Here is a 24,956-nt window from a genome sequence, read left to right as displayed (position 1 = left end):
ATAGAGATAGAGATAGAGATAGAGATAGAGATAGAGATAGAGATAGAGATAGAGATAGAGATAGAGATAGAGATAGAGAAAGATATAGAGATAGATAAAGAGATAGATAAAGAGAGAGAGGGAGAGATAGATAAAAAGTCCACTCCTATTTTTTATGGAGAATATCAAAATGTTCGATTAACTGAAGAAGAATATCATAAGTTAAAGGATAAGCTGCAAAGTCATACAGATACAATGATTGAAAAGCTATCAAGATATATCAAAAGCTCTGGGAAATACTATAAAGACCATTATCTGTATTGACGTAGATACTCGTGTATAGAGGTATACTTTTATTTTTTCTTTTGACATAGCATTAACCTCAATATAACTTTTCTATATCATATATAAACTTTGATTTTTGAATTTAAGTTTGGACTATAATTTCAAGTATATTATAACACTTTTATTAGTCCGTCTCAATTTGTGTTTTTGCCATGTCAAAACTATTTTTCTTCTCTTGATTTTTTGCTGGCGTTGGATCGGGCAGATTATCTAAATCTAAAGCACCAGCATATTTTGTAATCAGATTCGCTATTAAATCAGCCAATCCATTCCAGTCATTGTCCAATATATACCTCCTCTCTCTAAAGTTTTATATCTAATAATTATTTGTTTAATTAAGTTTTACGACATTGACAAGTGCTTTGGATTAGCAACATAGGAATCTCACCTCCGCCTCTATTCCGGATGAGCCGGCTTCAACCTTAGAAGTATCATTATCCTCATTTTCTTCATAGCGGATAGGGTATCCCTCCCTATATTCAAACTCTTACTTATCGCTCACTTTCTTTTTGCTTAGCAGTACTTGTTTTACCGAATTATTCAGCAGAAAGATCTTGGCGGCTAGGTTATTACGCTCCAAAAATAATTAACGTCCTGTCTTGGTCTATTCAATTGTTAAGGTTCAAAATTTATCGAGAGTTATTAATTTTTTTAAAATTTGATCATCAGAAAATATTTATCTTGATGTAACAGAATTCTATAAATTACCCTCTTATACTTAACAGTGAAAAGAAGTCTTTCTTGGTAACCAATTTTGAAATAGAATTTGATTATGTAAAAAGGTCCAATTCCCACTGCATGAGTAGCAGTGAAAATTAGACCCTCTTGGTAACTGTCATCTAAAAGTCTTCTAGCATTTCTTTAATTATATAATCGCCTTTTAAGTGTCATATTTATATTTTTATTATCTCTGGTATACTTTGATACCTTTTTAGACTTAAAGTCTTTAATAATGGCTTTCCACCTCTTTTTATCTATAAAGATTCTCCTACATCATAGTTCATTTTTTTATTTAAACTTTTCTGTGTTAGTTTTTCTTTATCTTCTTCATACCAATTAAGGATTGTTACATAGAGGGGTATTCGTTAGAGGCACAAAAATCACGAATGAAAGCTTTTGCTATTTACAACGATTATGAAATTGTTGGAGAGTATGAAGATGCCGGAAAGTCTGGAAAGTCTATTGAAGGTAGAATACAGTTCAATCAAATGATGGAAGATATAAAATCTGGAAAAGATGGAGTGTCTTTTGTTCTTGTGTTTAAGTTATCAAGATTTGCAAGAAATGCCGCTGATGTTCTTTCTACACTTCAGATAATGCAGGATTATGGAGTTAATCTTATCTGCGTTGAAGATGGCATTGATTCATCTAAAGATGCTGGGAAACTAATGATTTCTGTTTTATCAGCTGTGGCTGAAATAGAAAGAGAAAACATACGTATTCAAACAATGGAAGGTCGCATTCAAAAAGCAAGGGAAGGAAAATGGAATGGTGGCTTTGCTCCGTATGGATATAAACTTGAAGATGGCAAGCTGTTTATAAATGAGGAAGAGGCAGTTGCCATAAGGACGATTTTCGATCAGTATGTAAATACTACGATAGGAGCCAATGGGCTATCTAAATACTTAGAGAATCATGGAATTAGAAAAATCCCAAGACAGAATGGTAAGAATCCTTTGTTCGATGCAGGTCTTATAAGAAAGATATTAAAGAATCCTGTATATAATGGGAAAATAGCATTTGGAAGAAGAACTTTAGAAAAAGTTCATGGTACAAGAAATGAATATAAGCAGGTTGAACAAGATGAATATCTAATATCTGAAGGGATACATGAAGCTATAGTTTCCAATGAAGTTTGGCAAGCTGCTCAGGTTAAGCTAAAATCTCAAGCAAAGAAATATGAGCATGTGAATAAAGGAAAAGATACACGCACACACTTGCTTTCTGGAATTGTAAAATGCCCTATATGTGGAGTGGGAATGTTTGGAAACAAGTGTACCAAGAAAAAGAAAGATGGCACAAAATATAAAGATTTTTATTACTATGGTTGTAAACATAGGCAGATGATAAGAGGTCATAAGTGTACATTCAGTAAGCAAATTAGAGAAGAATTGTTAGATGATGCTGTTGCAGAGGTAATTGTCAGGATTGTAAGTAATCCGAAATTTGCTTCTATGATGCAAGAAAAAATCAACATGAAGGTGGACACCTCTGAAATAGAAAAAGAAATAGATAATTACCAAAAGGAATTGAGGAAGAGTCATTCTACAAAGTTTAAGCTAATTGAGGAAATAGATAATTTAGATGTTGAAGATAAGCATTATAAGAAAAGGAAACAGGATTTAGATGATAGACTATATCGTATGTATGACAAAATAGATGAATTAGAATCATCACTAATTGATGCGAAAGCAAAGAAACAGACTATTGAAGCTGAAAAACTTACAGGAGATAACATATATAAGGTTCTGATCTATTTTGATAAACTCTATAAAGTCATGAATGATGTAGAGCGTAGACAGTTAATTACAGCTTTGATTTCTGAAATTCAAGTTTATGAAGAAAAACAGCCTAACGGACAATGGTTAAAATCAATTACTTTCAAGCTCCCAATTATAGACGATGACTTGAATATAAGTTTGGACAATGATAAACAAGTTGAAGTACTCACCTTATTAACTAGAAAATATTAGGATATTTATGAAAATTACTGTTTATTGTGGAGCAAACAATAGCACCAACCCAAAACATCAAGAAACCACTATTCAATTAGGTAAATGGATTGCTGAAAACCAACATACACTTGTCTATGGTGGAGCAAAAAAAGGTTTAATGGGAGTTATCGCAGATACCGTATTACAGCATGGTGGTCAGGTAATTGGCGTAATTCCTAGCTTTTTGAAAACAAAAGAAAAAGCTCATACTGGTCTCACAGAAATGCTAACAGTAGAAAATATGCCAGCACGTAAAATGAAAATGTTTGAGTTAGGAGAGGTTTATATTGCCTTGCCTGGTGGTTTAGGGACATTAGAAGAAATTAGTGAAATGGTTTCTTGGGCTCGCATTGGGCAAAATCCAAATCCTTGTATCTTTTACAATGCCGACAATTATTATACACCACTTAAACATTTCTTTGATGATATGGTAAACACAGGATTTTTATCCCAAGCGGATAGAGATTTGGTTCTATTTTCTGCGGACTTAACGGAAATTCAAGACTTTATTGAGCATTATCAAGCACCTGAATTTCACCCTGAATAATTATTTAAGGAACAATAGAGCCATAATCAAACTTACTTTGAAATAAAAAGTGCGGTGAAAATTTTTAAAATTTCAACCGCACTTTTACTACTATTCTACATGCTCAGTTAAGAAACCACCACTTTGGTGCTGCCACAATTTGGCATATAACCCATTCTTTTCTAGTAATTCTGCATGAGTACCTTGTTCAATAATTTGACCTTTATCTAATACAATGAGACGATCCATCGCAGCAATTGTTGATAAACGATGTGCAATGGCAATAACGGTTTTATTTTCCATCATCTTATCAAGGCTCTCTTGGATTGCTGCTTCAACTTCTGAATCTAAGGCACTTGTTGCTTCATCTAATAATAAAATTGGCGCATCTTTTAACATTACACGAGCAATAGCAATACGTTGACGTTGACCACCAGATAATTTCACACCTCGTTCACCCACATGTGCGTCATAACCATGGCGACCTTGAGCATCACTTAAGTAAGGAATAAAATCTGCTGCTTCGGCACGTTTTGCGGCATTAATCATTTCTGCCTCTGTAGCCTCAGGACGACCATAAATAATATTATCACGCACTGAACGATGTAATAATGAAGTATCTTGTGTAACTAAGCCAATCTGACGGCGTAAACTTTCTTGTTGAACATCTAATACGTTTTGTCCATCTATAGTAATCACACCATTTTGTGGTTCATAGAAACGTAATAATAAGTTAACAATAGTTGATTTACCTGCTCCTGAACGACCAATTAACCCCACTTTTTCACCAGGCTTAATCACTAAATTAAAGTTATTCAGTAATGGCTTTGAGGCATCATAATAGAAATTAATATTATCAAAACGAATTTCACCTTTAGTTACCTTTAATGCAGGTGCATTAGGTTTGTCCACGATAGTACGAGGTTTTGATAAAGTTGTCATACCATCATTTACCGTACCAATATTTTCAAATAAACGTGCAGACTCCCACATAATCCAACGAGATAATCCATTCACCCGTAATGCCATGGCTACCGCAGTAGCAATCGCACCAACCCCGACAGCCCCCTGTTGCCATAACACCACACCCAAAATGGCGGTTGTTAATGTTAAAAATACATTAGCTGCATAAGTTAAAGTATCTAGTGAGGTCGCTAAACGCATTTGCGCATGAACTGTTAGCATAAATTCTTCCATTGAACTTTTTGCATAAGCAGCCTCACGTGCGCCATGAGAAAATAATTTAACCGTTGTGATATTCGAATAGGCATCAGTAATGCGTCCCGTCATTAATGAACGAGCATCTGCCTGACGTTCTGCAGTTTTTGATAGTTTAGGAATGAGTACACGTAAGATAGTGATAAAAATAATAATCCATAGAATAAAAGGCACCAGGAACCAGCTATCTAAGGCAACCAATACCACACCAGAACTAATAAAATAGACCAGCACATAAACCATCATATCAGCGAGTGTGAGCACTGTATCACGTACCGCTAAAGCGGTTTGCATGACTTTGGCAGAAACTCGGCCAGCGAATTCATCTTGATAGAAACTGAGACTTTGCCCAAGCATTAAACGGTGAAAATTCCAGCGTAAACGCATAGGAAACACACCTTGCAAGGTTTGCAAACGAACAGCCGAAGCGAGAAATGACCAAAGGACGCTAAAAACGAGTAAGCCTCCCATAGCCGATAATAATGTTCCTTTCTCTTGCCATAAGGTGAGTGGATTATAATGACCAAGCCAGTCAACTAATACTCCCATAAATTGGAATAATAGTGCCTCCATTACCCCTGTTCCTACCGTTAATACTGCGAGTAGCAGGATCCATTTTTTCATCCCCTCTAAACTTGACCAAATAAATTTAAATAGCCCTTTTGCTGGGGTTTCTGGTGTTTCTTGTGGATAGGCATCTAGTCTATTTTCAAACCACGAAAAGATTTTATTGAACATTATTTTCTCATTTCCTAACTTACACAAAGGCTGTGCATTATACGCTTTTTTTCTTATTGGATAAATAAACTCCAAGCAAACTTATCTTCATTTTAGAGCAATAAACTTATTGTGCATTAAGTGTTCGATAAGTCAGAAAATAGTAACAAATAACCGCTCCTGTTACACATCCACCCATGGTAAATAACATTGGTGCTGCGGTATCCATTTTCATCAAGGCAACTAAAGAACCAATTAATGCCCCTAACCCAAAACGTACACTGCCCGCTACAGAATTAGCCGTACCCGCCATTGTTGGGAATTTTTCCAAAATAGAAGCCATAGCATTGGATGAAATCAAGGAATTTTGTCCAACAAAAACCGCCACGCCAATTGCCATTGGCCAAAAGCCAAGATCAAATATCGCAACCAAAATCAGCCACCATCCTGCAATAAATTGTATAATTAACCCGAATTGCATCATACGTTCCGCACCTACGCGGTGAACAATTCTTCCATTAATAAAAGACCCTAAAGTCATAATGCCAATATTGATCATGAAAAAATAACCAAATTGATCTACAGGAACACCATAAAGTCCAATATATACAATTGAGCCTGCGGTCAAGAAAGAAAAAAGCCCTCCAAAACCAAGCCCCGATGAAAACATATAGCCTAACACTTCTTTATGTTTCCATAGTGTAACAAAATTACGCATTACCACATTTAGCCGTAAAGGAATACGATTTTCTTTTTTGTGTGTTTCAGGAATAATAAAAAACACCAGTAATGCACTAATTATTCCCATAAATCCAATCACATAAAAAATACTATGCCAGTGAAAATAAGAAACAATATACCCACCAATAATAGGAGCAACGAGTGGAGCAATCATCACCACTAAAATGATCATAGACATCATTCTCGACAATTCTTCTTTGTCAAATAAATCTCTTAATAATGCACCCACCAAAACAACAGGGGCAGAACCAAAGAAGCCTTGTAAAAAACGTAAGGTTGTAAAATGCGTAATAGATTGAACACCCGTTAACATAAATGCAGCAATTGCACCGACCATAACGCCTAAGAGAATAATAGGCTTACGCCCATAACTATCGCCTACAGGTCCCCAAAATAGTTGCCCAATAGCCATTCCTAAAGTAAAAAAGGTGAGTGTATACTGAACCTGTTCAGGATCGACACTAAGATCCTTAGCAATATTCAAAAAAGAAGGTAAATACATATCTACACCAAGAGGAGGTAGCATTGATAGTATCCCGAGGGTCATAACAAATACCCAATTAGCACGAATAATATTAGATTGTTGCAAAATATGTCCTATTTATTAAAACTAGTAATCTCGTCTGTTGTAAGAACACGACATTCACCTTCAGCTAAATTTTGATCTAACTCAATCTCGCCAATTTTCCAACGATGTAAGCCAATCACTTTATTTCCCAACGCTGCAAACATTCGTTTAACTTGGTGATAACGTCCCTCACTAATCGTCAAATTCACATGATAGTCATCAATAATCTCTAATTTCGCTGGTTTGGTCGGCTCTAACTCACCACGTAACATAATTCCTTGTTCACAAGCTTCCCGATAATTATTTTCTACGGGATCTGCCAGTGTGACAAAATAAGTTTTCTCACAATGATGTTTAGGTGAGGTAATTCGATGTGACCATTGACCATCATCAGTTAATAAAATTAACCCTGTTGTATCTACATCTAAACGCCCAGCACTATGTAATTTATTTGCTATAGAATAATCAAAAAATTGATAGATAGTGGGATATTCCCCATCCTCATTTGCACACACATAACCCTGTGGCTTATTAAACATTAAATAAATACCACTTTCTATCCACTCTAATAGCTGATCATCAAAATAAATTTGGTCTTCAGAACTCACTTGAATCGCACCACTTTTGACTTTCTCACCATTGACCTTAACTCGATGCTGGCGAAGTACTTTTGTCGACTGTGAACGGGTCAACCCTGTGGTTTCGGCAAGGAATTTATCTAATCTCATAAAACTCTCAACTTATTTTCTTTAACAAATACATATTCAAATCAATGAATCATTTTATTATTCTAGCCTGTTATCAAAAATTGCACAAAATAAAGTGCGGTTAGATTCTAATTAATTTTGTAAAAAATATGTAAAAACTTGGACTTTATCACAGTTTTTAATTTAATTATGTGTATAATCGAAAGATCAATACTTAATCCGAGTATCTTAGTAAACTATTTTATGCATTTCTATAAAAGAGGATAGCTATGGACAAACAACTACGACAAACCGCTCTAGATTTTCACCAATTTCCTGTACCTGGTAAAATTGAAGTCACTCCAACAAAATCATTAGCAACACAACGAGATCTCGCATTGGCTTATTCACCTGGTGTAGCAGAACCTTGTTTAGCTATTAAAGATGAGCCGATGGATGCTTATAAATATACAGCTAAAGGAAATCTTGTCGCCGTTATCTCAAATGGTACAGCTGTATTAGGATTAGGTAATATTGGTGCACTTGCAGGTAAACCTGTCATGGAGGGAAAAGGTGTTCTTTTCAAAAAATTTGCAGGTGTAGACGTATTTGATATTGAAATTAATGAAAAAGATCCAGAAAAATTAGTTGAAATTATCGCTGCATTAGAGCCTACCTTTGGTGGTATCAACCTTGAAGATATTAAAGCACCAGAATGTTTTTATATTGAACAAAAATTACGTGAACGCTGTAATATTCCTGTATTCCATGATGATCAACATGGTACTGCTATTATCAGCTCAGCTGCAGTATTAAACGGTTTACGTATTGTTAATAAAAAAATTGAAGATGTTCGTTTAGTTGCTTCTGGTGCAGGAGCAGCAGCAATTGCCTGTTTAAATTTATTAGTTTCTCTTGGTATGAAAAAGGAAAACATCACGGTATGCGACTCAAAAGGAGTTATTTACCTCAATCGTGATGACAAAATGGATGAAACGAAAAAACGCTATGCAATTAAAGATAATGGCTGGAGAAATCTAGCTGATGCTGTAAAAGATGCCGACATTTTCTTAGGCTGTTCAGCAGCAGGTGCATTAACTCAGGATATGGTAAAAACCATGGGACCAAACCCATTAATTCTTGCACTAGCAAATCCTAATCCTGAAATTACCCCAATAGAAGCAAAAGCCGTTCGCCCAGATGCTATTGTTTGTACAGGCCGTTCAGATTTCCCAAATCAAGTTAATAATGTGCTTTGTTTCCCATTTATTTTCCGTGGTGCATTAGATGTCGGTGCGACGACAATTAATGAAGAAATGAAAATGGCTACCGTACGAGCTATTGCGGATTTGGCATTAGCAGAACAAAGCGAAGTTGTCACATCAGCTTATGGCGATAGCTCAGAAATAACCTTTGGTCCTGAATATATTATTCCTAAACCTTTTGACCCTCGTTTAATTGTACGTATTGCACCAGCAGTTGCAAAAGCGGCAATGGACAGTGGCGTAGCAACTCGTCCAATCACTGACTTTGATGCTTATATCGAAAAATTGACACAATTTGTTTATAAAACCAATTTATTTATGAAACCTGTTTTCGATCAAGCGAAAAAAGATAAAAAACGAGTTTTATTAACTGATGGTGAAGAGACTCGCATATTACATGCGGTACAAGAAATTACTACATTAGGTATTGCAAGCCCTGTATTACTCGGTCGCAAAGATGTGATTGAAACTAATATCAAAAAACTAGGTTTAAAAATTGCAGTAGGTAAAGATTTCGAAGTATTAAATACAAATGATGAAGAAATCTACAAAAAATGCTGGAGCTTATATCATAACAACCTTAAACGTAATGGTGTCACTGAAGCAATGGCAAAACGCCGTATGTTAACTAACAGTACAGCTATCGGTTCAGCATTATTAGAATTAGGCTATGCGGATGCGATGTTGTGTGGTTTAGTCGGTACTTACAGCTCTAACCTATCATTATTAAAAGAAGTCATTGGTATAAAAGCAAACGTAGCCACCCCTGCAACCGTTAATGGTGTAGTATTACGTAGTGGTAACTTATTTATTACAGATACGTTCGTTAATGAAAATCCAAATGCGGAAGAATTAGCTGAAATTACCTTGATGGCAGCAGATGAAGTACGTGCATTTGGTATTGAGCCTCAAGTAGCGTTAATTTCTCATTCAAACTATGGTTCTGCTAATAATGAAAGTGCGGTTAAAATGCGTAAAGTTTTAGAACTGGTAAAAGCTAAAGCACCTAACTTAATTATTGATGGCGAAATGCACGCTGATCTAGCATTAAATGCCGAACTCCGAGATTCATTTATGCCTGACAGTCCAATCAAAGGTTCTGCAAACTTACTGGTTATGCCAAATATGGAATCCGCTCGCATTAGCTTAAACCTATTACAAGGCACTGCAACTCCAATCACCATTGGACCAATCTTAATGGGCTTTAATAAACCAGCTCATATTTTGACCTCTAAGAGCTCTGTACGTCGTATCATTAATATGGTGGCTATTGCTGCAGTTAAAGCACAAAACGTAAAATAATTAATACCTAATCGTCTAAATAGCTTATGTTGACCCAATATTCACATAAGCTATTTTTTTGTTAAAAATTTGTATTTTTAATGATCTTAATCAAATTTATTGTTAAAATGATTTCGATTTATTCACTTACTTTATAAAAAAGGAGCTTGTTATGCCTTATACTCTACCAGAATTAGGTTATACATATGATGCATTAGAACCCCATTTTGATGCATTAACTATGGAAATCCATCATAGCAAACATCACCAAACTTACGTAAATAACGCAAATGCTGCATTAGAAAATGCCCCAGAATTAGCTGAATTTGCCACAGGTTGTCCTGGCAATGTTTTAAAGAACTTAGATAAAGTTGCACCACAAAATTTAACCGCTGTACGTAATAACGTTGGTGGCCATGCGAATCACACATTATTTTGGAAAGGTTTGAAAAAAGGCACAACATTAAAAGGTGCATTGAAAGAAGCTATCATTCGTGACTTTGGTTCAGTTGAAGCCTTTCAAACGACATTTGAAAAAGCAGCTGCAACACGTTTTGGTTCAGGCTGGGCATGGTTAGTCGTTCAAAATGATGGCAAATTAGCCGTTGTTTCAACAGCTAACCAAGATTCACCATTAATGGGCAAAGCAATTGCTGGTTGTGAAGGATTCCCTCTAATTGCTTTAGACGTTTGGGAACATGCTTATTACTTAAAATTCCAAAACCGTCGTCCAGACTACATTAAAGAATTCTGGAGTGTTGTAAACTGGGATTTCGCAGCAGAACGCTTTGAGAAAAAATTAGCAGAAATAAAATAATTGATTATTTCATAAAAAAGTACCTTATAAATTAATTTGCACCTTAAAATTTGAAGAGCAATTCAAAAATTGAGGTGCAAATTTTTTTTACTCACGTTTTCCAATATCCTGAGCACACACATAGGCAGAGCTCCAAGCCCATTGAAAATTATACCCCCCAAGCCATCCAGCCACATCTAGCACTTCCCCGATAAAGTACAAACCAGCCATAGTATTACTTTCCATGGTTTTTGAAGACACGTGTTTAGTATCCACACCACCCATAGTAATTTCTGCGGTACGATAACCTTCAGTACCATTAGGCTGGAATTGCCAATGGTGAATCAGATTTTCGATTTTTTGTAACCGCACTTTAGTTAAATTTCCCAACACTTCATCTTGAAAAAAGTTTTGTTCAAGCCATAGTTCTACCAGTTTTTTTGGTAATAATCGTGTTAACACGGTTTTAAGCTGTAATTTAGGTGAATCTATTCGTAACTGTTGAATTACTTCCGTAATGTTTTGATGAGGTGATAAATCAATTTCTATAGGCTCATTCGGTTGCCAATAATTAGAAATTTGTAGAATGGCGGGCCCTGAAATACCACGATGAGTAAACAACATATTGTTCGTAAAAGATTGTCCAGAGCGCGCAGTTACCTTGATAGGTAATGCAATTCCAGAAAGTGCGGTATAAATTTTATCAATTTCTAAATAAGTAAAGGGAACTAAGCTCGCTCTCGGCGCAATAACATTCATATCAAACTGTTCTGCAAGCTGATAACCCAACGCGGAAGCACCTAAGCCTGGCATTGATAATCCACCCGTTGCCACCACTAATGAATGGCAATGCCAAGTTTGAGCGTTAGAAATTATTTTAAAACGTACCGCACTTTTCTCAACTGAATAAAAGGACACTACCGAATCTATATGCTGACGTAATTGAATATTCACATGATATTTATCACATTCTGCTTGTAACATATTGACAATCTGCTCAGCACCTTCATCACAAAATAGCTGCCCCTGTTCCTTTTTATGATAGGCAATGCCATATTCTGCTACCATGGCAATAAAATCCCATTGGGTAAAACGAGCCAAGGCAGATTTAACAAAATGTGGATTATGAGAAAGATAATGTTGAGCACTCACTTCCAAATTAGTGAAATTACAAAAACCACCACCAGACATCAGAATCTTACGGGCAATTTTTTTACCATTATCTAAAATGGTCACAGACTTACCTTGTTTAGCAATTTGACTTGCACAAAACAGCCCTGCTGCTCCGGCACCAATCACAACGACATCAGCATAATTTGCCATTATTCATTTACTCCTGAACGTTGCGTTTTGCTATTCTCTAACATTCTTGCCATATTCATATTCTTAATAATTTCTCGACGATCTACTGAACTTTGCTCAGTATCTAACAAACGCTGCCAATAATCTAAAGCGGTTTTAAAATCATTTTTTATAAAAGCATCTGAAGCTAACAAAGAGAGGCTTGAGGCTTCTTTAGGATCTTCTGTTAGTGCGAGGTTTATAATCTCTTGCACTTGTGGAGTAATCTTTTGACCTGCTTGATAATATAAAGTAGTTGCCGCCAGCCCTAAAATATAAGGTTTACTCCCCTCAATTTTCTCAGCATTACTATAAGCAACAATGGCATGCTGATAATCATTACTAAGCATATAGGCTTGTCCTAATTCCACCCAATCTTGAACATTATTTGGATCTTTACGTAAACGATTTTGAATAGAAATCACATAATCCATATTTTTATCTTCCGCACTAACTGTTGCTAACTGTGTTTGTTTTTCTGCAAAAGCTTTTTGTCCATCTTGGGCGGCATCAAATCTATTAAGTGAAAAATAATAAGTCAGTGGAATGATAACTAAAATAGCCCATAGCCCAATAGACAATTTTTTTGAAAATCCTACCGTACTTTTGATGGTAAGTGCAGACTCACTTTGTTGTTCATCCAGTAATAAGCGTTCAGCAAATTCTTTAGCTAATGCAGAATCAGGCTTTGTACCGAGCTGTTGCTGATAAAGAACAATATTTTGTTGCTGACGATAATTTTTCTGCCATTGCACTTTTTTAGTAAAGTGGATACATAAGATTAAACTAATAAGAGCAAAACAAATAAGTCCAATAATAAAACCTGTCATTCTCTCTCTTTTCCTTTTGCTAATAAGTCATTTAATGCTTGCTGTTGTTCTGCATTAAGTGCGGTAGGAATTTCACGAATTTTGGCTCTTCTTGCTACATAACGCCAACCTAATAGTAAAGCGAGTAAGATTAGACCAACAGGAATCAGCCAAAGTAGTGCGGTATTTAATTCAAAAGGTGGTTGATAAAGTACAAAATTACCAAATCTTGAGGTCATCACATCTATAATTTGTTGATTTGATTTACCCTCATCTACCATTTTATAAACCTCAATACGTAAGTCATAAGCAATCGGCGAGTTGGATTCTACCAAATTCTGATTCTGGCATTGTGGGCAGCGTAAAGACTTCGCTAAAGTGACTGCACGGGTACGATCTTCAACATTTTTAAAGTCATAGGTATCTACCATTTCTGCACGAACACAAAAGGCAAATAAAACTAATCCTAATAATAGTAATTTTTTCATATTATTGTATCAATTTATTAAATTCAGGCTGAATTTCTTGTTCCCAAATTTTTTTATTAAAAGCACCAGAATAACGATAACGAATGACACCATTTTCATCTACGAGATAAGTTTCAGGCGCACCATCAACGCCCAACTTCATGGCTAATTCACCACGACTATCATCAATATTCATAATAAAAGGATTGCCTTTTCTAGTGAGCATTTCTAAGGCACCTTGTTTTTGATCACGATAATTAATGCCTACAATCGGAATATGTTGTGCAGATAATTCCATTAAAAATGGGTGTTCTTGCATGCAGTAATAGCACCAACTTCCCCATACATTCAAAAGAAAAGGCTGTTTAGGTAAGCTTTTATTGTTAATAATATGATTAATGTCGAGTAAATCCGCTTGAAAAAATTCTGGGACTGGCTTTCCAATTAATGCAGAGGCAATTTTTTTAGGATCTTGTTTTAGCCCCATACTTAGAAATATGCATATCCCTAATAATAAAATTAATGGTAAAAATAAAATTGCTTTCTTTTTCATATTATTTCCTTAGGCTTTTTATAACGTACCCCAATTGTGCCTAATAATGCACCTAATGCAATGAGAACTCCACCAAGCCATAACCAACGAATAAAAGGTTTATAATGTAAACGGAAACTAAACTCGCCAGGGCCTAATTTATCGCCCATGACAATATAAATATCCCCTAAAATTCCCCATTGAATTCCCACTTCAGACATATTCATAGTTCTTACTTCATAATAACGACGTTCAGGGAATAATTCTGTCACTTTATGACCATCTTGATAAATCTCAAAATGTGCTTGTTCTGAAGTAAAGTTTGGTCCTAATTCATTACTAAATCCTAAATAACGGAATTCATACCCATTTAACACTTTACTTTGATTTGGTGCCAAACGTACACCAATTTCACTGCCGAAATAACTCGACATCACCGCACCAATAACTGCCAATGCCACGCCACAATGGGCTAATACCATAGCTAATTGCTGCACTGAAATTTTCAGCCAATTAGTCCATAATGTTGCCATCAGTAACCAAATAGCTAAACTTAGAATAATAAAAGCAAATATATGGAATTTTAAACTTTCATCTTGTTGTATGGTGAAATAAATCACTACAAAAGTACAACTTAATGCGGGAATGATTAATGCTAATTTTTTGATTAATAAAGCAGAATTGGCTTTTTGCCATTTAGTGACTAACACCAATACCATCGCCAAAAGAATAATGACTAACAAAGGAACAAAAATGCTATTAAAGTAAGGGGCACCGACAGAAATAGAACCCCACCCCATCGCAGAAAATACCATTGGATAAAATGTTCCTAAGAATACGCTCACTGTTGCAATAGTAAAAATCATATTGGCTAACAACAATAAGCTTTCCTTAGAAAAAATTGAAAATCTTACCGCACTTTGTTTGAGATCTACTTTTAACGCAAAAATCGTTAATGCTACCGCCATTAAAATGAAGAATAACAGCAATAATACCGTTCCTCGTTCACCATCTACTGCAAAAGCATGCACGGATGTCAAAACACCAGAACGAACAACAAAGGTACCAAGTAAGCTAAATGAAAATGCAAAAAGTGAAAACAGAATTGTCCAATAATTGAAAATACCCCGTTGTTCGGTAACCACTAAACTATGTAATAAAGAAAGTCCTAATAGCCAAGGCATTAAAGAAGCATTTTCTATAGGATCCCAAAACCACCAGCCTCCCCAACCGAGTTCATAATAAGCCCACCAAGCACCTAACATAATACCCAAAGTGAGAAATAGCCAAGAAACTAATACCCATGGTCTTGTCCAACGTGCAATAGCCGCATCTAAATATCCACTTAACATTGCAGAAACTGTCATCGCAAAGTTAACCGCAAAGCCCACATAACCAAGATATAATAAAGGTGGATGAATAATCAAACCAATATCTTGTAGCATAGGGTTGAGATCGCGACCTTCGGGAGGTAATGGAAATTGACGAATAAAGGGATTTGAGAAAAATAAAATAAAAATGCCAATTCCTAAACAAATAAACCCGAGAATAGATAAGGCTCGAGCAGAAAATATAGGATCAATTTTACGACTGAAGAAAGCAAATAGTGCGGTCCATAAAGCTAAACAAAATAGCCAAAATAACATTGAACCCTCATGTCCTCCCCAAGTCGCTGCTAATTTAAAAAATAAAGGGAGTTGGGAATTAGAATGAGCACTCACATACTCTAATGAGAAATCATCTACGCCAAAAGAATAGGCTAATAAACCCATTGATAGACTACTAAAAATCCCTAACAGATAGCTAAAATTCCAAGCATAGCTAATCACATGAGATTTACCTTTAACAATACCCCATAAAGGCACAAAGGCTAATAAGAAAGAAACAAGCACTGCTATCAACAATGCAATAAAGCCAAGCTCTGGAATCATCATAATCTAATTAAATAAATGTGAATAAAAATAAAAGGCGTATAAAAATACGCCCTTATTTTACAAAAAGTTAACTTACATTGCGATGGTTAGTTGTCCTGCGTATAAAATAAAGTAACGCAAGCAAAGAACACCAATTAAGTCAAAAATAGAAACTAAAATGATGAATTTCGCATTGTACTTCCACTTATCACTGGCAAATAAATTTGCAATCAGAGGAATCATAATACCAATCAGCATAATGCCGATCCAGAATACCGCCCCCCAGAAACCAGATAACGCATTGTGTAAGGCAACAACCTTTTGTCCACCACCAAAATGTAGACCAACAAAGAAGCACACAATTAATCCTAATTCAGTCACCATAATTGGTACTTCAAATTTATGCATAAAGTGAACTTCATGGCTATCGCCTTTTAGCTTACCTGCCAATAAGATGCATAAGAAAGTGGCAGCAATACCTGAAGAAGTCCCTGATGCTAAGAATAACGCAGGTAAAACTGGGTTATTTAACATTGGGTAACTAATCAATGCTGATAATAAGAAACCTGTATAAGCACCTAATACAGCAGCCAAAATAAATAAGATAACTTCTGCTGCACTAAAAATACGTTCACACATAGTGATCATATTGCTGACAAATTGCAACTTAGGTACATATTTCTTAATTAGCTCATCAATTTCCTGTTTAAACAAGACTGCGATCCAAATCACCATGAATAACATGTAAACTTGGAACAGCATAACCCCCATCGACATTACAGAATTAAATTGATAATTAAACATCAATTTCCAGAATGTCCAAGGTCTTGCCAAATGAAAAATCAATAAGGTTAACCCGATTAGAGTGGGAACCGTTCCCAGCACTGCCGCACTACGAATAATCCAATTTTGACTTGTTTTTTCAAGTTTATTACTACGACGGTAAGCAATGGCTAATTGCACTGCACCAGAAGAAATACCAAGTAAAAATAAATAAATCGCAATACTTGAGTCCCATACAAGATCAGGTGTATGGAAAGGCACAGGATATTCTAATGTACTCATTATCTATGCTCTCCTCTTGCAAATGGGATATGGTAAAGATTAGGTTCTGTACCTAAGGCCACTTTTGTCCGATAAACTGGATTATTTCTTACTTTTTTCGCAACTGCACTCGTTGGATCATTCATATCACCAAAAGTTAATGCTTTTGTTGGACAAGCTTCCACGCAAGCAGGTTGTTTACCTTTAGCAAGATTAGTATCACGACAGAAGTTACATTTATCTGCTGTTTTATGTATTGGATGAATAAAACGTACACGATAAGGGCATACCGCAACACAATATTGACAACCGACACATAAATCTTTATTAACATCAACAATGCCTGTTTCAGGATCAATAAACGAAGCCCCTGTCGGACAAACTGATACGCAAGGCGCATTGGTACAATGTTGACATGATTGACGGAAAAATTCATATTCCTGGTTCGGAAATTCACCATAAGGTTCACTACGAAGAATTTCCAAACGAGAAACACCTTCTGGCACTTGGTTTACTTCGCGACAAGCATCCATACAAGCCGTACAACCGATACATGAGGTTTCATCATGTACCATTGCATAGCGTTTAGGGGCTATCTCTGTCGGTTTTTCACCTTGTGCCGATAATTTAACTGATGTTCCCGTTGTGAGGATTAACGCACCCATTCCGGAAACAAAGTTTCGGCGTGAGCAGGCTGTCATTTCTTATCCTTTTGTTCGGTTGCAGTTTGTTCTGCTTTACGTTTTTGTTGTTCACCATGACAGTCAACACAAAGTTTTACACGTTGTTTAGGCTCAATATCTTTCATTGCATCTTTTTCAGGATGTAATGTGTGGCAACTTGCACAAGGTGCTTTCATCGCATGAACATCATGAGCCCAAAGTTTTTCACGTAACACTTCAGGTTTATGGCAAGAGTAACAAACTTGGTTTTGTTCTTGTACTGAATACATCGGTTTTTCAGTAGTGAAAATATCACTTTCAAAACGCATGACATCTTTAGCACCACGACGATGATTTTCAGATATATTACCGTGACAACTTACGCAAGTAATAGGCTTACCCGTTGCAGGATTTTCTTTTATTAAATGTGTACCATGGAATTTACCCGCATGGTTTGTCCCTACGGCTTGGTCTTTTGCAGTATCAAGGTTGTGACATTGTGCACAATACTGATTAGGATCACGCACATTATCCAATTTTTGCTCAAAAGATGCCACTGGAGACTCTTTCTGTGCTTCAGTTTTCGCCTGTTCAGCTTGAACTGTTGTCACAAATAGCATCACTCCAAACAATGTTGAGAGTTTTGCAAATTTTTTCAATACAGAGTTCATGTTATTTACCTTAATTGTTTGATTTAAGTTACCGCACTTTAAGCAAAGAAAGTGCGGTCGCTTTTTTCATTATTTTGCAGGTGTTGTTGGTGGCGCAGTTAAGATTAAACCTTTACTGATCGCTTCTTTATTCCATTGAGGAATCACAGTTTTAATGAACTCTTCTTTATCTTTACGTTCTTTTTCAATATCAATGCCCATCACTTTCCATGCTTTTTCAGCAGTTGAAATATCTGGGTATTGAATTGGTTGTTGAACATTATGTTTAGCTAGGATCACCGCTAATTTAGCACGAGCATCTGCTGCACGGTCTAAACCACTAGCAATCACTTTCAACGCAACGTCTGGTGCATGGATGTGCATACCATGGCTCGCTGCAGAATAATCCCAACGCCATTGAGCATGACGAATTGCTTTTAAAGCATCTTTCATTTCATCTTGAGTTGCACCTGCATCCCATGCAGCTTTCGCTTCAAAGTGTGCTTTAACAATTTGATCTTCCAATTTAAGCATCACTTCTTTCACATCTTTTTTATGTTGTTCAACAGTTTTAACCAAGGTTTCTTTACTTTGATCATGACAACGAGCACAAGTATTTTCAAAATTATCTGTTGCTGGATTACCTACAACTTGGTGATCTGTATATACTTTACCGTCTTTGTCTTGTTTTTTCGCCATATGACAGTCAATACAAGTCACACCATTTTTACCGTGGGTACCCATTGACCAAGCTTCAAAGTCAGGATGTTGTGCTTTTAACATTGGCGCTTTAGAAATAGAGTGTTCCCAGTCTTTAAACTCAATTTCATCATAATATTTTTCAATGCTATCTACGTCACGGCCTTTATACCAAGGGAATACCACATTATTTGCACCAGTGGTTTTGTCGAAATAATACTCAACGTGACAGTTCGCACAAACCGCAGCACGTTGATCCGTACGATCAGAACTTGCAAAGGTTTTTCCTACAGATTCAAGATCTAAGGCACGTAAAACATGTGGACGTGAAATACGTAATGCAGGTTTACCTTCTTTGAAATCTTGAGATGTCGTATCGTGACAGTCTGCACAACCGATGCTATTTACCACTTCAGCACCACCTTTTGCCCATTTACCTGAGAAGTAACCTTCTTCACCCCATTCAGCAATTAAGCGAGGAACATCAGGGCCTTTACATGTCCAACATGCCATTGGTTGTGGACCACCATTTGCATCTTTAGGCGCACCTGTACGTAAAATATTACGCACGTCAGTTACCGCATAAACGTGACCACGTGGAGAATTAAATTCTTTCGCAAATGCATAGCCACCCCACATGACAATCATACGAGGATCCTCTTCAACTTCTGGATGAAATTCAGTTTGTTTAGAGGTACTTGCCCAAGAGTTATATTGACGAGGAAAATCTTTAGCAAACTTCTCATTTACTGCTTCAATTTTCAAATTTGGATTAGGTTTTGTTAACTCTTCTTTTGTCGGCGCATGTTTTGCAGAGGCTGGAGGAAGAGGTTGTTCCAATTGCTGTGCCTGTTGATGAGTCGCAACTTTTTCCTCTGCAGCAGCAGATTGTGTCATTGCGAAACCTAAGCTAGCAATCGCTAAAGAAGATAGCGTTTTTATGAGCATGTTCACGATAATTACTCCATTAAAGGTTTAACCAAGGTTAAAAAACTTATATATAAATTTATACTGTTCTATTAATTACCCCATGGTTTTGAAAATGAGAATTTTTATCACTAAAAACAATACGATAACTAATAAAAAAGAGATTTTCTCAAGGCTAAAAATAACAGAATCACATGTTTTTTTCATGGTTAAATCACTTTTTATTGTTTTTGATCAATATTTTTTCAAGATTAACTGATATTTTCAATTTTCTTTATACACTTATACCCCATTATGAGTAGTTATAAATAGCTTATATTTCATTAACTTAACCATTTTATGGTATGTATAGTTATATAGCATAATAAGCATACCTATAAATAGGTATATTGGGTTATTTGCTACATTTTAAGAACAAAAAAGTGCGGTAGAAATTTTTGAAAATTTCCACCGCACTTTGTCTAATCAAGAAATAAATTTTAACTTAAAAACCACAACCCGATTATGAGGCTATTTCTACTGAAACATTCTCTTTTACTCGACAGCTACAAGCTAAAACATAACCTTGTGCAATTTCTTCTGGTGTTAAATCACCATAATTAACCACTTCATAATCGCCACTAGTGACTTTCGTTTTGCATAGACCGCATAAACCTGTACGACAACCAGAAACAACAGGTTGTTGTTGCGATTCAAGTGCGGCTAATAATGTCATACCAACGGGCACTTCAGCAGTCACTTTATTTACACCATTGATGGTTAATGTGGTTTTCTTATCTGAACTAATATCACCTGCCAGCGCAGTATTAAAGAAGGCTTCAGTAAAGAAACGATCTTCTGTTACACCTAAAGATAAAACAATATCTTTTAATGCATTCATATAACTTTCTGGTCCACAAGTCATCACGGTATAATCCGCAATATTAGGGACAGCTTTAGCAATCATTTCTTTGCTGATACGGCCTGATTCAAAACCTGGTGTTGCATCAACCGAAGCATTCATCACTAAATTTAAACGAGGGAATTGTGCTTTTAATTCAGCCCATTCTTGTTTGAAAATGACATCTTCAGGAGAATGAACACTATGAATAACAGTAACATTAGTTTCTGGGCGATTTTTTAATAACCAGCGAGCCATTGACATAATCGGCGTTACACCACTGCCTGCACCAACTAATAAATAGTTATTAGCAATCACGTGTTGACAAGAAAATTCCCCCATTGGGTTTGAAAACCACACTTGATCGCCTACTTTAACTTCGTTATTTAACCAAGTAGAACCTACTCCATTCTCGATTTCACGAACCGTAATAGTAACAAAACGGCTTTGACCTGGCGTAGAAGAAAGTGAATATGCACGTGTGATATGTGGCGTATTTTTAATACTTACCAATGCATATTGACCTGCTTCATATGGATAGAAGTCTTGTGCGATTAAATTAATTGTGGTTACACCAGGCGCTTCTTTTACAATTGAATGAACTTGTAACTCATTGATACACAATGGATTTTTATTTGTTTTTGCCATTTTTATTGTCCTTTCTTAAGTTTGCATTTGATAATCATGAGTGAACAGATCCACTACTTTTCAAAATACAAAAATTATTTATTGATAATATGTCCAAAATCTTGTTCTGGTGTAGTTAAACCGCTTAAACCAAATTTTTCATGTAATAATGCCATTACATTATCACTTAAGAATGCTGGTTTACTTGGGCCTGAATACACATTTTGAACACCTAAAGCTAATAATGTTAATAACACAATAATCGCTTTTTGTTCAAACCAAGAAAGAACAATTGACAATGGTAGTTCATTTAAGCCGATGCCTAATTTTTGAGATAAGGTTACTGCTAACATGATTGCTGAGTAAGTATCATTACATTGACCTGCATCTAATAAACGAGGCAAGCCACCATCAATAGTACCAAAATCAAGTTTGTTGAAACGATATTTACCACAACCTAAAGTTAATACTGCAGTATCACGAGGTAAAGCATATGCTAAATCTGTATAATAATGGCGCTCTTCTTTATCACCATCACAACCACCGATTACAAATACATGACTTAATTTGCCTGCTTTCACTAAACCAATCACAGCATCTGATGCATCAACTAAAGTTTGACGGCCAAAACCCACTGTAATTAAGTGTTCTAATTCAGTATATGGGAAACCATCACATGCTAATGCTTTCTCAATCACTTGAGAAAAATCATGATCTTCTAAATGTGTTACGCCTGGCCAACCTACGATATTACGAGTAAAGATACGATCTGCATAATCACCGACATTTGGATCGATTAAACAATTAGATGTCATTACGATTGCACCAGGGAAGCGAGCAAATTCTTTTTGTTGATTCTGCCAGCCTGAACCAAAGTTACCCACTAAGTGTTTGTATTTTTTAAGTTCAGGATAACCATGAGCAGGTAGCATTTCACCATGTGTATAAACGTTAATGCCTTTACCTTCTGTTTGTTCTAATAATTCTTTTAAATCTTTTAAATCATGGCCTGAAATTAAAATACATTTACCCGCTACAGGACGTACATTAACTTGAGCAGGCACAGGGTTACCAAAATGTTCTGTTTCTCCTGCATCTAGCAATGCCATTACTTTGAAATTCATTGAGCCAATCGCTAAGGCTTTTTCTAATAATTCATTAATATCGCTTGGCTGAGTACCTAACCATGACATGAAACCGTGATATTCAGCATAAATTTCATTATCGAATTTATCTAATACATAAGCATGTTCCATGTATGCTGCTGCACCTTTTAAGCCATATAAGCAAAGTAAACGCACACCATGTGCATCTTCACCAATTTCTGCACGGTCAGTATCTAATGCAAATTCTTTTGCTTGTTCAGCAAGTTGATCAACAGAAATACCTTTTAATTCCATATGTGCTAATGGGTGATCAATATCAGCATTTGGGGAAACTTTACGAACGGCTTGGATTAATTGGTTACGATAAACTAAGGCTTGTTGAGCATAGCCAACAATACGAACTGAATCAAAATTTACATTTGTTAATGTAGAGAAAAAGGCACGAGGAGCAAAAGCATCAGCTTCATGAATAATAATGCTAAATTCACGAGCTTTTAATGCCCACGCAGATAAACTGTGTAAAGTACCAATCAATAAATCTTGTAAATCTGAAGTTTCTGAAGTTTTACCGCACATCCCTTGAGAAAAACTACAACCATTCCCGACTGGTGTTACCATTGTTTGTTCACATTGAACGCAATACATATAACGTACTCCTAAATAAAAATAAAAAAAAAATAATCCGACTAATTTAGTCAGCTTTAATTAGAGCGAATTTTAGTACTTTTAAAAACCGACCAAAAGAATAAGTTTTTACTATTTATAATTTTATTGATCCAATCGAAAAACACTACCTATAAAGAGTTAAGCTACACTTGCATAAATGATAATTATTACTAATAAAAACAATAAATTAAGGTTATTTTGTATAAAAAATTAACCTTATTTTTTTATCAACTTTTATACATAATTTATCTCTAATATAACCAGATAAATATAGAAAAAAGTGCGGTCAGAATCCCAAAAAAAGGCTCCAATAGGAGCCTAAATAATCAAAACAGTAATCTATTATTTCTTCTTAGTTGGACGCACCCAATCTGCCGTATGACGTTGTGGTACTCTTGTTGTCACTAATTCACCAGCGGCAACATCTTTAGTAATCGTTGCTCCAGCACCAATAGTGGCACCATCAGCAATGGTAACTGGTGCCACTAATTGGGAATCAGAGCCAACAAATACATTATTGCCGATAATTGTTTTAAATTTATTTGCACCATCATAATTACAAGTGATAACACCCGCACCAATATTACAATTTGTACCAATTTCTGCATCACCCACGTAGGTTAAATGATTAACTTTAGAACCTTCACCCACAACAGCCTTCTTGATTTCAACAAAGTTTCCGACATGAGTTTCTTTAGCTAATCTGGCCCCTGGACGTAAGCGTGAGAATGGACCAATTTGTGCTTTTTCACCCACAACAGCATCTTCAAATACAGAATAAGGTTTGATTTCTACATCATCACCAATGACTACATTTTTAAGTACACAACCTGCACCAATTTTTACACGGTTGCCTAATTTTACTGTACCTTCAACTATCACATTTACATCGATTTCACAATCTTTACCATGTTCTAATGTACCACGTAAATCAAAGCGTTCAGGATCAATTAACATCACGCCGTCTAATAATAAACGAGAAGCTTGTTTACGTTGATAATAACGTTCTAATGTGGCTAATTGTAAACGGTTATTCGCACCTTCAACTTCCATCGGATCTGTTGCAGATACAGCCACCACTTGGTTGCCATCTTGGTTTGCGAAACCAATTACATCAGTCATATAGTATTCACCTTGGGCATTATTATTCTCTAAACGAGATAACCATTGTTTAAAACTTGCCCCATTAGACACCATTACACCTGTATTCACTTCGTTAATTTTTAATTGTTCAGGCGTAGCATCTTTTTGTTCAACAATAGCAACTACAGAGCCATTTTCACGAATAATACGACCGTAGCCAGTCGGATTTTCCAAGGTCACGGTTAATAATGCAATGCCATTTTCAGGTTTTGCTGCCACTAATCTTTCTAATGTTTCTTTCGTAATTAAGGGGCTATCACCATATAGCATTAAAATATTTTCATCATCTTTAAAAAATGGTGCAGCTTGTTGCATAGCATGACCAGTCCCTAACTGCTCCGCTTGGAACACCCAGTTTACAGGCTCATCACTTAAATGTGCTTTTAATAATTCGCCGCCATGACCATAAATTAAATGAATATTCTCTGCTGCCAGCTGTTTTGCAGTATCAATCACATGCTTAACCATGGGTTTACCTGCTACTTTATGGAGTACTTTCGGTAAATCAGAGTACATACGAGTTCCTTTACCCGCAGCGAGAATAACAACACTAAGTTTTGACATAATTGTTCTCTTTTTTAATCATCATAAAATTTTCGTATTTTACACCATATTCAAGTAATCACTAATCAATATTTTATTCCTTTAGAATTG

General features: G+C 35.8%; 21 protein-coding genes. 5 read left to right on the top strand and 16 right to left on the bottom strand.

What is annotated here, in order from left to right:
- Positions 1-303, top strand: a 303-nt coding sequence (locus HMPREF1052_RS08895) for a hypothetical protein (RefSeq protein WP_040596500.1), incomplete at its 5' end; no start/stop codon positions are given.
- A 145-nt stretch (positions 304-448) separates the two neighbouring features.
- On the opposite strand, the gene HMPREF1052_RS11265 is transcribed toward HMPREF1052_RS08895, so the two are convergent.
- The gene (locus HMPREF1052_RS11265; RefSeq protein WP_005761276.1) at positions 449-610 is read right to left on the bottom strand and encodes a hypothetical protein; all 162 of its coding nucleotides are present in this window, start codon (positions 608-610) and stop codon (positions 449-451) included.
- A gap of 754 nt (positions 611-1,364) precedes the next feature.
- On the opposite strand from HMPREF1052_RS11265, the gene HMPREF1052_RS08885 reads away from it, so the two are divergent.
- Together HMPREF1052_RS08885 and HMPREF1052_RS08880 are read left to right on the top strand one after the other, a co-directional pair.
- Entirely contained in the window at positions 1,365-3,017 is a 1,653-nt protein-coding gene (locus HMPREF1052_RS08885) for a recombinase family protein (protein ID WP_040596498.1), read from the top strand.
- Positions 3,018-3,024: 7 nt separating this feature from the next.
- Positions 3,025-3,585 carry an LOG family protein gene (locus HMPREF1052_RS08880; protein ID WP_005761266.1) on the top strand — a complete coding sequence of 187 codons (561 nt, stop codon included), beginning with the start codon at positions 3,025-3,027 and terminating at the stop codon, positions 3,583-3,585.
- Between the two features lie 90 nt (positions 3,586-3,675).
- Here HMPREF1052_RS08880 and HMPREF1052_RS08875 read toward each other — a convergent pair whose 3' ends face one another.
- The 3 genes from HMPREF1052_RS08875 to rsuA form a co-directional block, all read right to left on the bottom strand.
- On the bottom strand, positions 3,676-5,520 hold the full coding sequence (locus HMPREF1052_RS08875; RefSeq protein ID WP_005761301.1) for an ABC transporter ATP-binding protein: 1,845 nt from the start codon (positions 5,518-5,520) through the stop codon (positions 3,676-3,678).
- Positions 5,521-5,626: 106 nt separating this feature from the next.
- Positions 5,627-6,814: a Bcr/CflA family multidrug efflux MFS transporter gene (locus HMPREF1052_RS08870; RefSeq protein ID WP_256593623.1), complete on the bottom strand. Its 1,188-nt coding sequence runs from the start codon at positions 6,812-6,814 to the stop codon at positions 5,627-5,629.
- 23 nt (positions 6,815-6,837) lie between these two features.
- Positions 6,838-7,536 carry a 16S rRNA pseudouridine(516) synthase RsuA gene (rsuA, locus tag HMPREF1052_RS08865; protein ID WP_005761286.1) on the bottom strand — a complete coding sequence of 233 codons (699 nt, stop codon included), beginning with the start codon at positions 7,534-7,536 and terminating at the stop codon, positions 6,838-6,840.
- 248 nt (positions 7,537-7,784) lie between these two features.
- On the opposite strand from rsuA, the gene HMPREF1052_RS08860 reads away from it, so the two are divergent.
- Together HMPREF1052_RS08860 and sodA are read left to right on the top strand one after the other, a co-directional pair.
- A complete protein-coding gene (locus HMPREF1052_RS08860; protein ID WP_005761302.1) occupies positions 7,785-10,061 on the top strand; it encodes an NADP-dependent malic enzyme in 2,277 nt (758 codons plus the stop codon).
- Between the two features lie 151 nt (positions 10,062-10,212).
- A complete protein-coding gene (gene sodA, locus HMPREF1052_RS08855) occupies positions 10,213-10,857 on the top strand; it encodes a superoxide dismutase [Mn] (RefSeq protein WP_005761409.1) in 645 nt (214 codons plus the stop codon).
- 87 nt (positions 10,858-10,944) lie between these two features.
- Here the strand turns inward: sodA and HMPREF1052_RS08850 are convergent, their stop codons facing one another.
- The 12 genes from HMPREF1052_RS08850 to glmU form a co-directional block, all read right to left on the bottom strand.
- Positions 10,945-12,159, bottom strand: a complete 1,215-nt coding sequence (locus tag HMPREF1052_RS08850) for a BaiN/RdsA family NAD(P)/FAD-dependent oxidoreductase (RefSeq protein WP_005761335.1) — start codon at positions 12,157-12,159, stop codon at positions 10,945-10,947.
- Positions 12,159-13,007 (bottom strand): tetratricopeptide repeat protein, encoded by an 849-nt coding sequence (locus HMPREF1052_RS08845; protein ID WP_005761361.1) that lies wholly within the window; start codon positions 13,005-13,007, stop codon positions 12,159-12,161. The genes HMPREF1052_RS08850 and HMPREF1052_RS08845 overlap by 1 nt, the downstream gene beginning before the upstream one ends.
- Complete coding sequence (nrfF, locus tag HMPREF1052_RS08840) at positions 13,004-13,474, bottom strand: heme lyase NrfEFG subunit NrfF (protein WP_005761341.1); 471 nt, start codon at positions 13,472-13,474, stop codon at positions 13,004-13,006. The genes HMPREF1052_RS08845 and nrfF overlap by 4 nt, the downstream gene beginning before the upstream one ends.
- Position 13,475: 1 nt before the next feature.
- On the bottom strand, positions 13,476-14,006 hold the full coding sequence (locus HMPREF1052_RS08835) for a DsbE family thiol:disulfide interchange protein (protein ID WP_005761369.1): 531 nt from the start codon (positions 14,004-14,006) through the stop codon (positions 13,476-13,478).
- Entirely contained in the window at positions 14,003-15,916 is a 1,914-nt protein-coding gene (nrfE, locus tag HMPREF1052_RS08830; RefSeq protein ID WP_040596497.1) for a heme lyase NrfEFG subunit NrfE, read from the bottom strand. Before nrfE ends, HMPREF1052_RS08835 begins: the two co-directional genes overlap by 4 nt.
- Positions 15,917-15,991: 75 nt before the next feature.
- A complete protein-coding gene (nrfD, locus tag HMPREF1052_RS08825) occupies positions 15,992-16,963 on the bottom strand; it encodes a cytochrome c nitrite reductase subunit NrfD (protein ID WP_005761275.1) in 972 nt (323 codons plus the stop codon).
- Positions 16,963-17,643, bottom strand: a complete 681-nt coding sequence (gene nrfC, locus HMPREF1052_RS08820; protein ID WP_005761346.1) for a cytochrome c nitrite reductase Fe-S protein — start codon at positions 17,641-17,643, stop codon at positions 16,963-16,965. Before nrfC ends, nrfD begins: the two co-directional genes overlap by 1 nt.
- On the bottom strand, positions 17,640-18,275 hold the full coding sequence (gene nrfB / locus HMPREF1052_RS08815) for a cytochrome c nitrite reductase pentaheme subunit (protein ID WP_005761300.1): 636 nt from the start codon (positions 18,273-18,275) through the stop codon (positions 17,640-17,642). Before nrfB ends, nrfC begins: the two co-directional genes overlap by 4 nt.
- A 69-nt stretch (positions 18,276-18,344) precedes the next feature.
- Positions 18,345-19,907 (bottom strand): ammonia-forming nitrite reductase cytochrome c552 subunit, encoded by a 1,563-nt coding sequence (gene nrfA, locus HMPREF1052_RS08810; protein WP_172606380.1) that lies wholly within the window; start codon positions 19,905-19,907, stop codon positions 18,345-18,347.
- A 475-nt stretch (positions 19,908-20,382) separates the two neighbouring features.
- Positions 20,383-21,408: an NADH oxidoreductase gene (gene hcr / locus HMPREF1052_RS08805; protein WP_005761287.1), complete on the bottom strand. Its 1,026-nt coding sequence runs from the start codon at positions 21,406-21,408 to the stop codon at positions 20,383-20,385.
- A 74-nt stretch (positions 21,409-21,482) separates the two neighbouring features.
- Positions 21,483-23,138 carry a hydroxylamine reductase gene (gene hcp, locus HMPREF1052_RS08800; RefSeq protein WP_005761380.1) on the bottom strand — a complete coding sequence of 552 codons (1,656 nt, stop codon included), beginning with the start codon at positions 23,136-23,138 and terminating at the stop codon, positions 21,483-21,485.
- A gap of 363 nt (positions 23,139-23,501) precedes the next feature.
- Positions 23,502-24,866 (bottom strand): bifunctional UDP-N-acetylglucosamine diphosphorylase/glucosamine-1-phosphate N-acetyltransferase GlmU, encoded by a 1,365-nt coding sequence (gene glmU, locus HMPREF1052_RS08795; RefSeq protein ID WP_005761366.1) that lies wholly within the window; start codon positions 24,864-24,866, stop codon positions 23,502-23,504.
- Positions 24,867-24,956 lie beyond the last annotated feature (90 nt).

The sequence above is a fragment of the Pasteurella bettyae CCUG 2042 genome, assembly GCF_000262245.1.
Taxonomy (GTDB): domain Bacteria; phylum Pseudomonadota; class Gammaproteobacteria; order Enterobacterales; family Pasteurellaceae; genus Basfia; species Basfia bettyae.
The sequence above is the reverse complement of the archived record's forward strand: the minus strand, read 5'-3'. Positions and strand labels throughout refer to the sequence as shown.

Excerpts from the sequence above, each read along its gene's own strand:
- nrfF (WP_005761341.1), bottom strand. The coding sequence starts at position 13,474 with ATGAAAAAATTACTATTATTAGGATTAGTTTTATTTGCCTTTTGTGTT.
- nrfD (WP_005761275.1), bottom strand. The coding sequence starts at position 16,963 with ATGAGTACATTAGAATATCCTGTGCCTTTCCATACACCTGATCTTGTA.
- hcp (WP_005761380.1), bottom strand. The coding sequence starts at position 23,138 with ATGTATTGCGTTCAATGTGAACAAACAATGGTAACACCAGTCGGGAAT.
- HMPREF1052_RS08860 (WP_005761302.1), top strand. The coding sequence starts at position 7,785 with ATGGACAAACAACTACGACAAACCGCTCTAGATTTTCACCAATTTCCT.
- HMPREF1052_RS08875 (WP_005761301.1), bottom strand. The coding sequence starts at position 5,520 with ATGTTCAATAAAATCTTTTCGTGGTTTGAAAATAGACTAGATGCCTAT.
- nrfC (WP_005761346.1), bottom strand. The coding sequence starts at position 17,643 with ATGACAGCCTGCTCACGCCGAAACTTTGTTTCCGGAATGGGTGCGTTA.
- HMPREF1052_RS08835 (WP_005761369.1), bottom strand. The coding sequence starts at position 14,006 with ATGAAAAAGAAAGCAATTTTATTTTTACCATTAATTTTATTATTAGGG.
- hcr (WP_005761287.1), bottom strand. The coding sequence starts at position 21,408 with ATGGCAAAAACAAATAAAAATCCATTGTGTATCAATGAGTTACAAGTT.
- nrfE (WP_040596497.1), bottom strand. The coding sequence starts at position 15,916 with ATGATTCCAGAGCTTGGCTTTATTGCATTGTTGATAGCAGTGCTTGTT.
- HMPREF1052_RS08880 (WP_005761266.1), top strand. The coding sequence starts at position 3,025 with ATGAAAATTACTGTTTATTGTGGAGCAAACAATAGCACCAACCCAAAA.
- HMPREF1052_RS08845 (WP_005761361.1), bottom strand. The coding sequence starts at position 13,007 with ATGACAGGTTTTATTATTGGACTTATTTGTTTTGCTCTTATTAGTTTA.
- HMPREF1052_RS08850 (WP_005761335.1), bottom strand. The coding sequence starts at position 12,159 with ATGGCAAATTATGCTGATGTCGTTGTGATTGGTGCCGGAGCAGCAGGG.
- sodA (WP_005761409.1), top strand. The coding sequence starts at position 10,213 with ATGCCTTATACTCTACCAGAATTAGGTTATACATATGATGCATTAGAA.
- rsuA (WP_005761286.1), bottom strand. The coding sequence starts at position 7,536 with ATGAGATTAGATAAATTCCTTGCCGAAACCACAGGGTTGACCCGTTCA.
- glmU (WP_005761366.1), bottom strand. The coding sequence starts at position 24,866 with ATGTCAAAACTTAGTGTTGTTATTCTCGCTGCGGGTAAAGGAACTCGT.
- nrfB (WP_005761300.1), bottom strand. The coding sequence starts at position 18,275 with ATGAACTCTGTATTGAAAAAATTTGCAAAACTCTCAACATTGTTTGGA.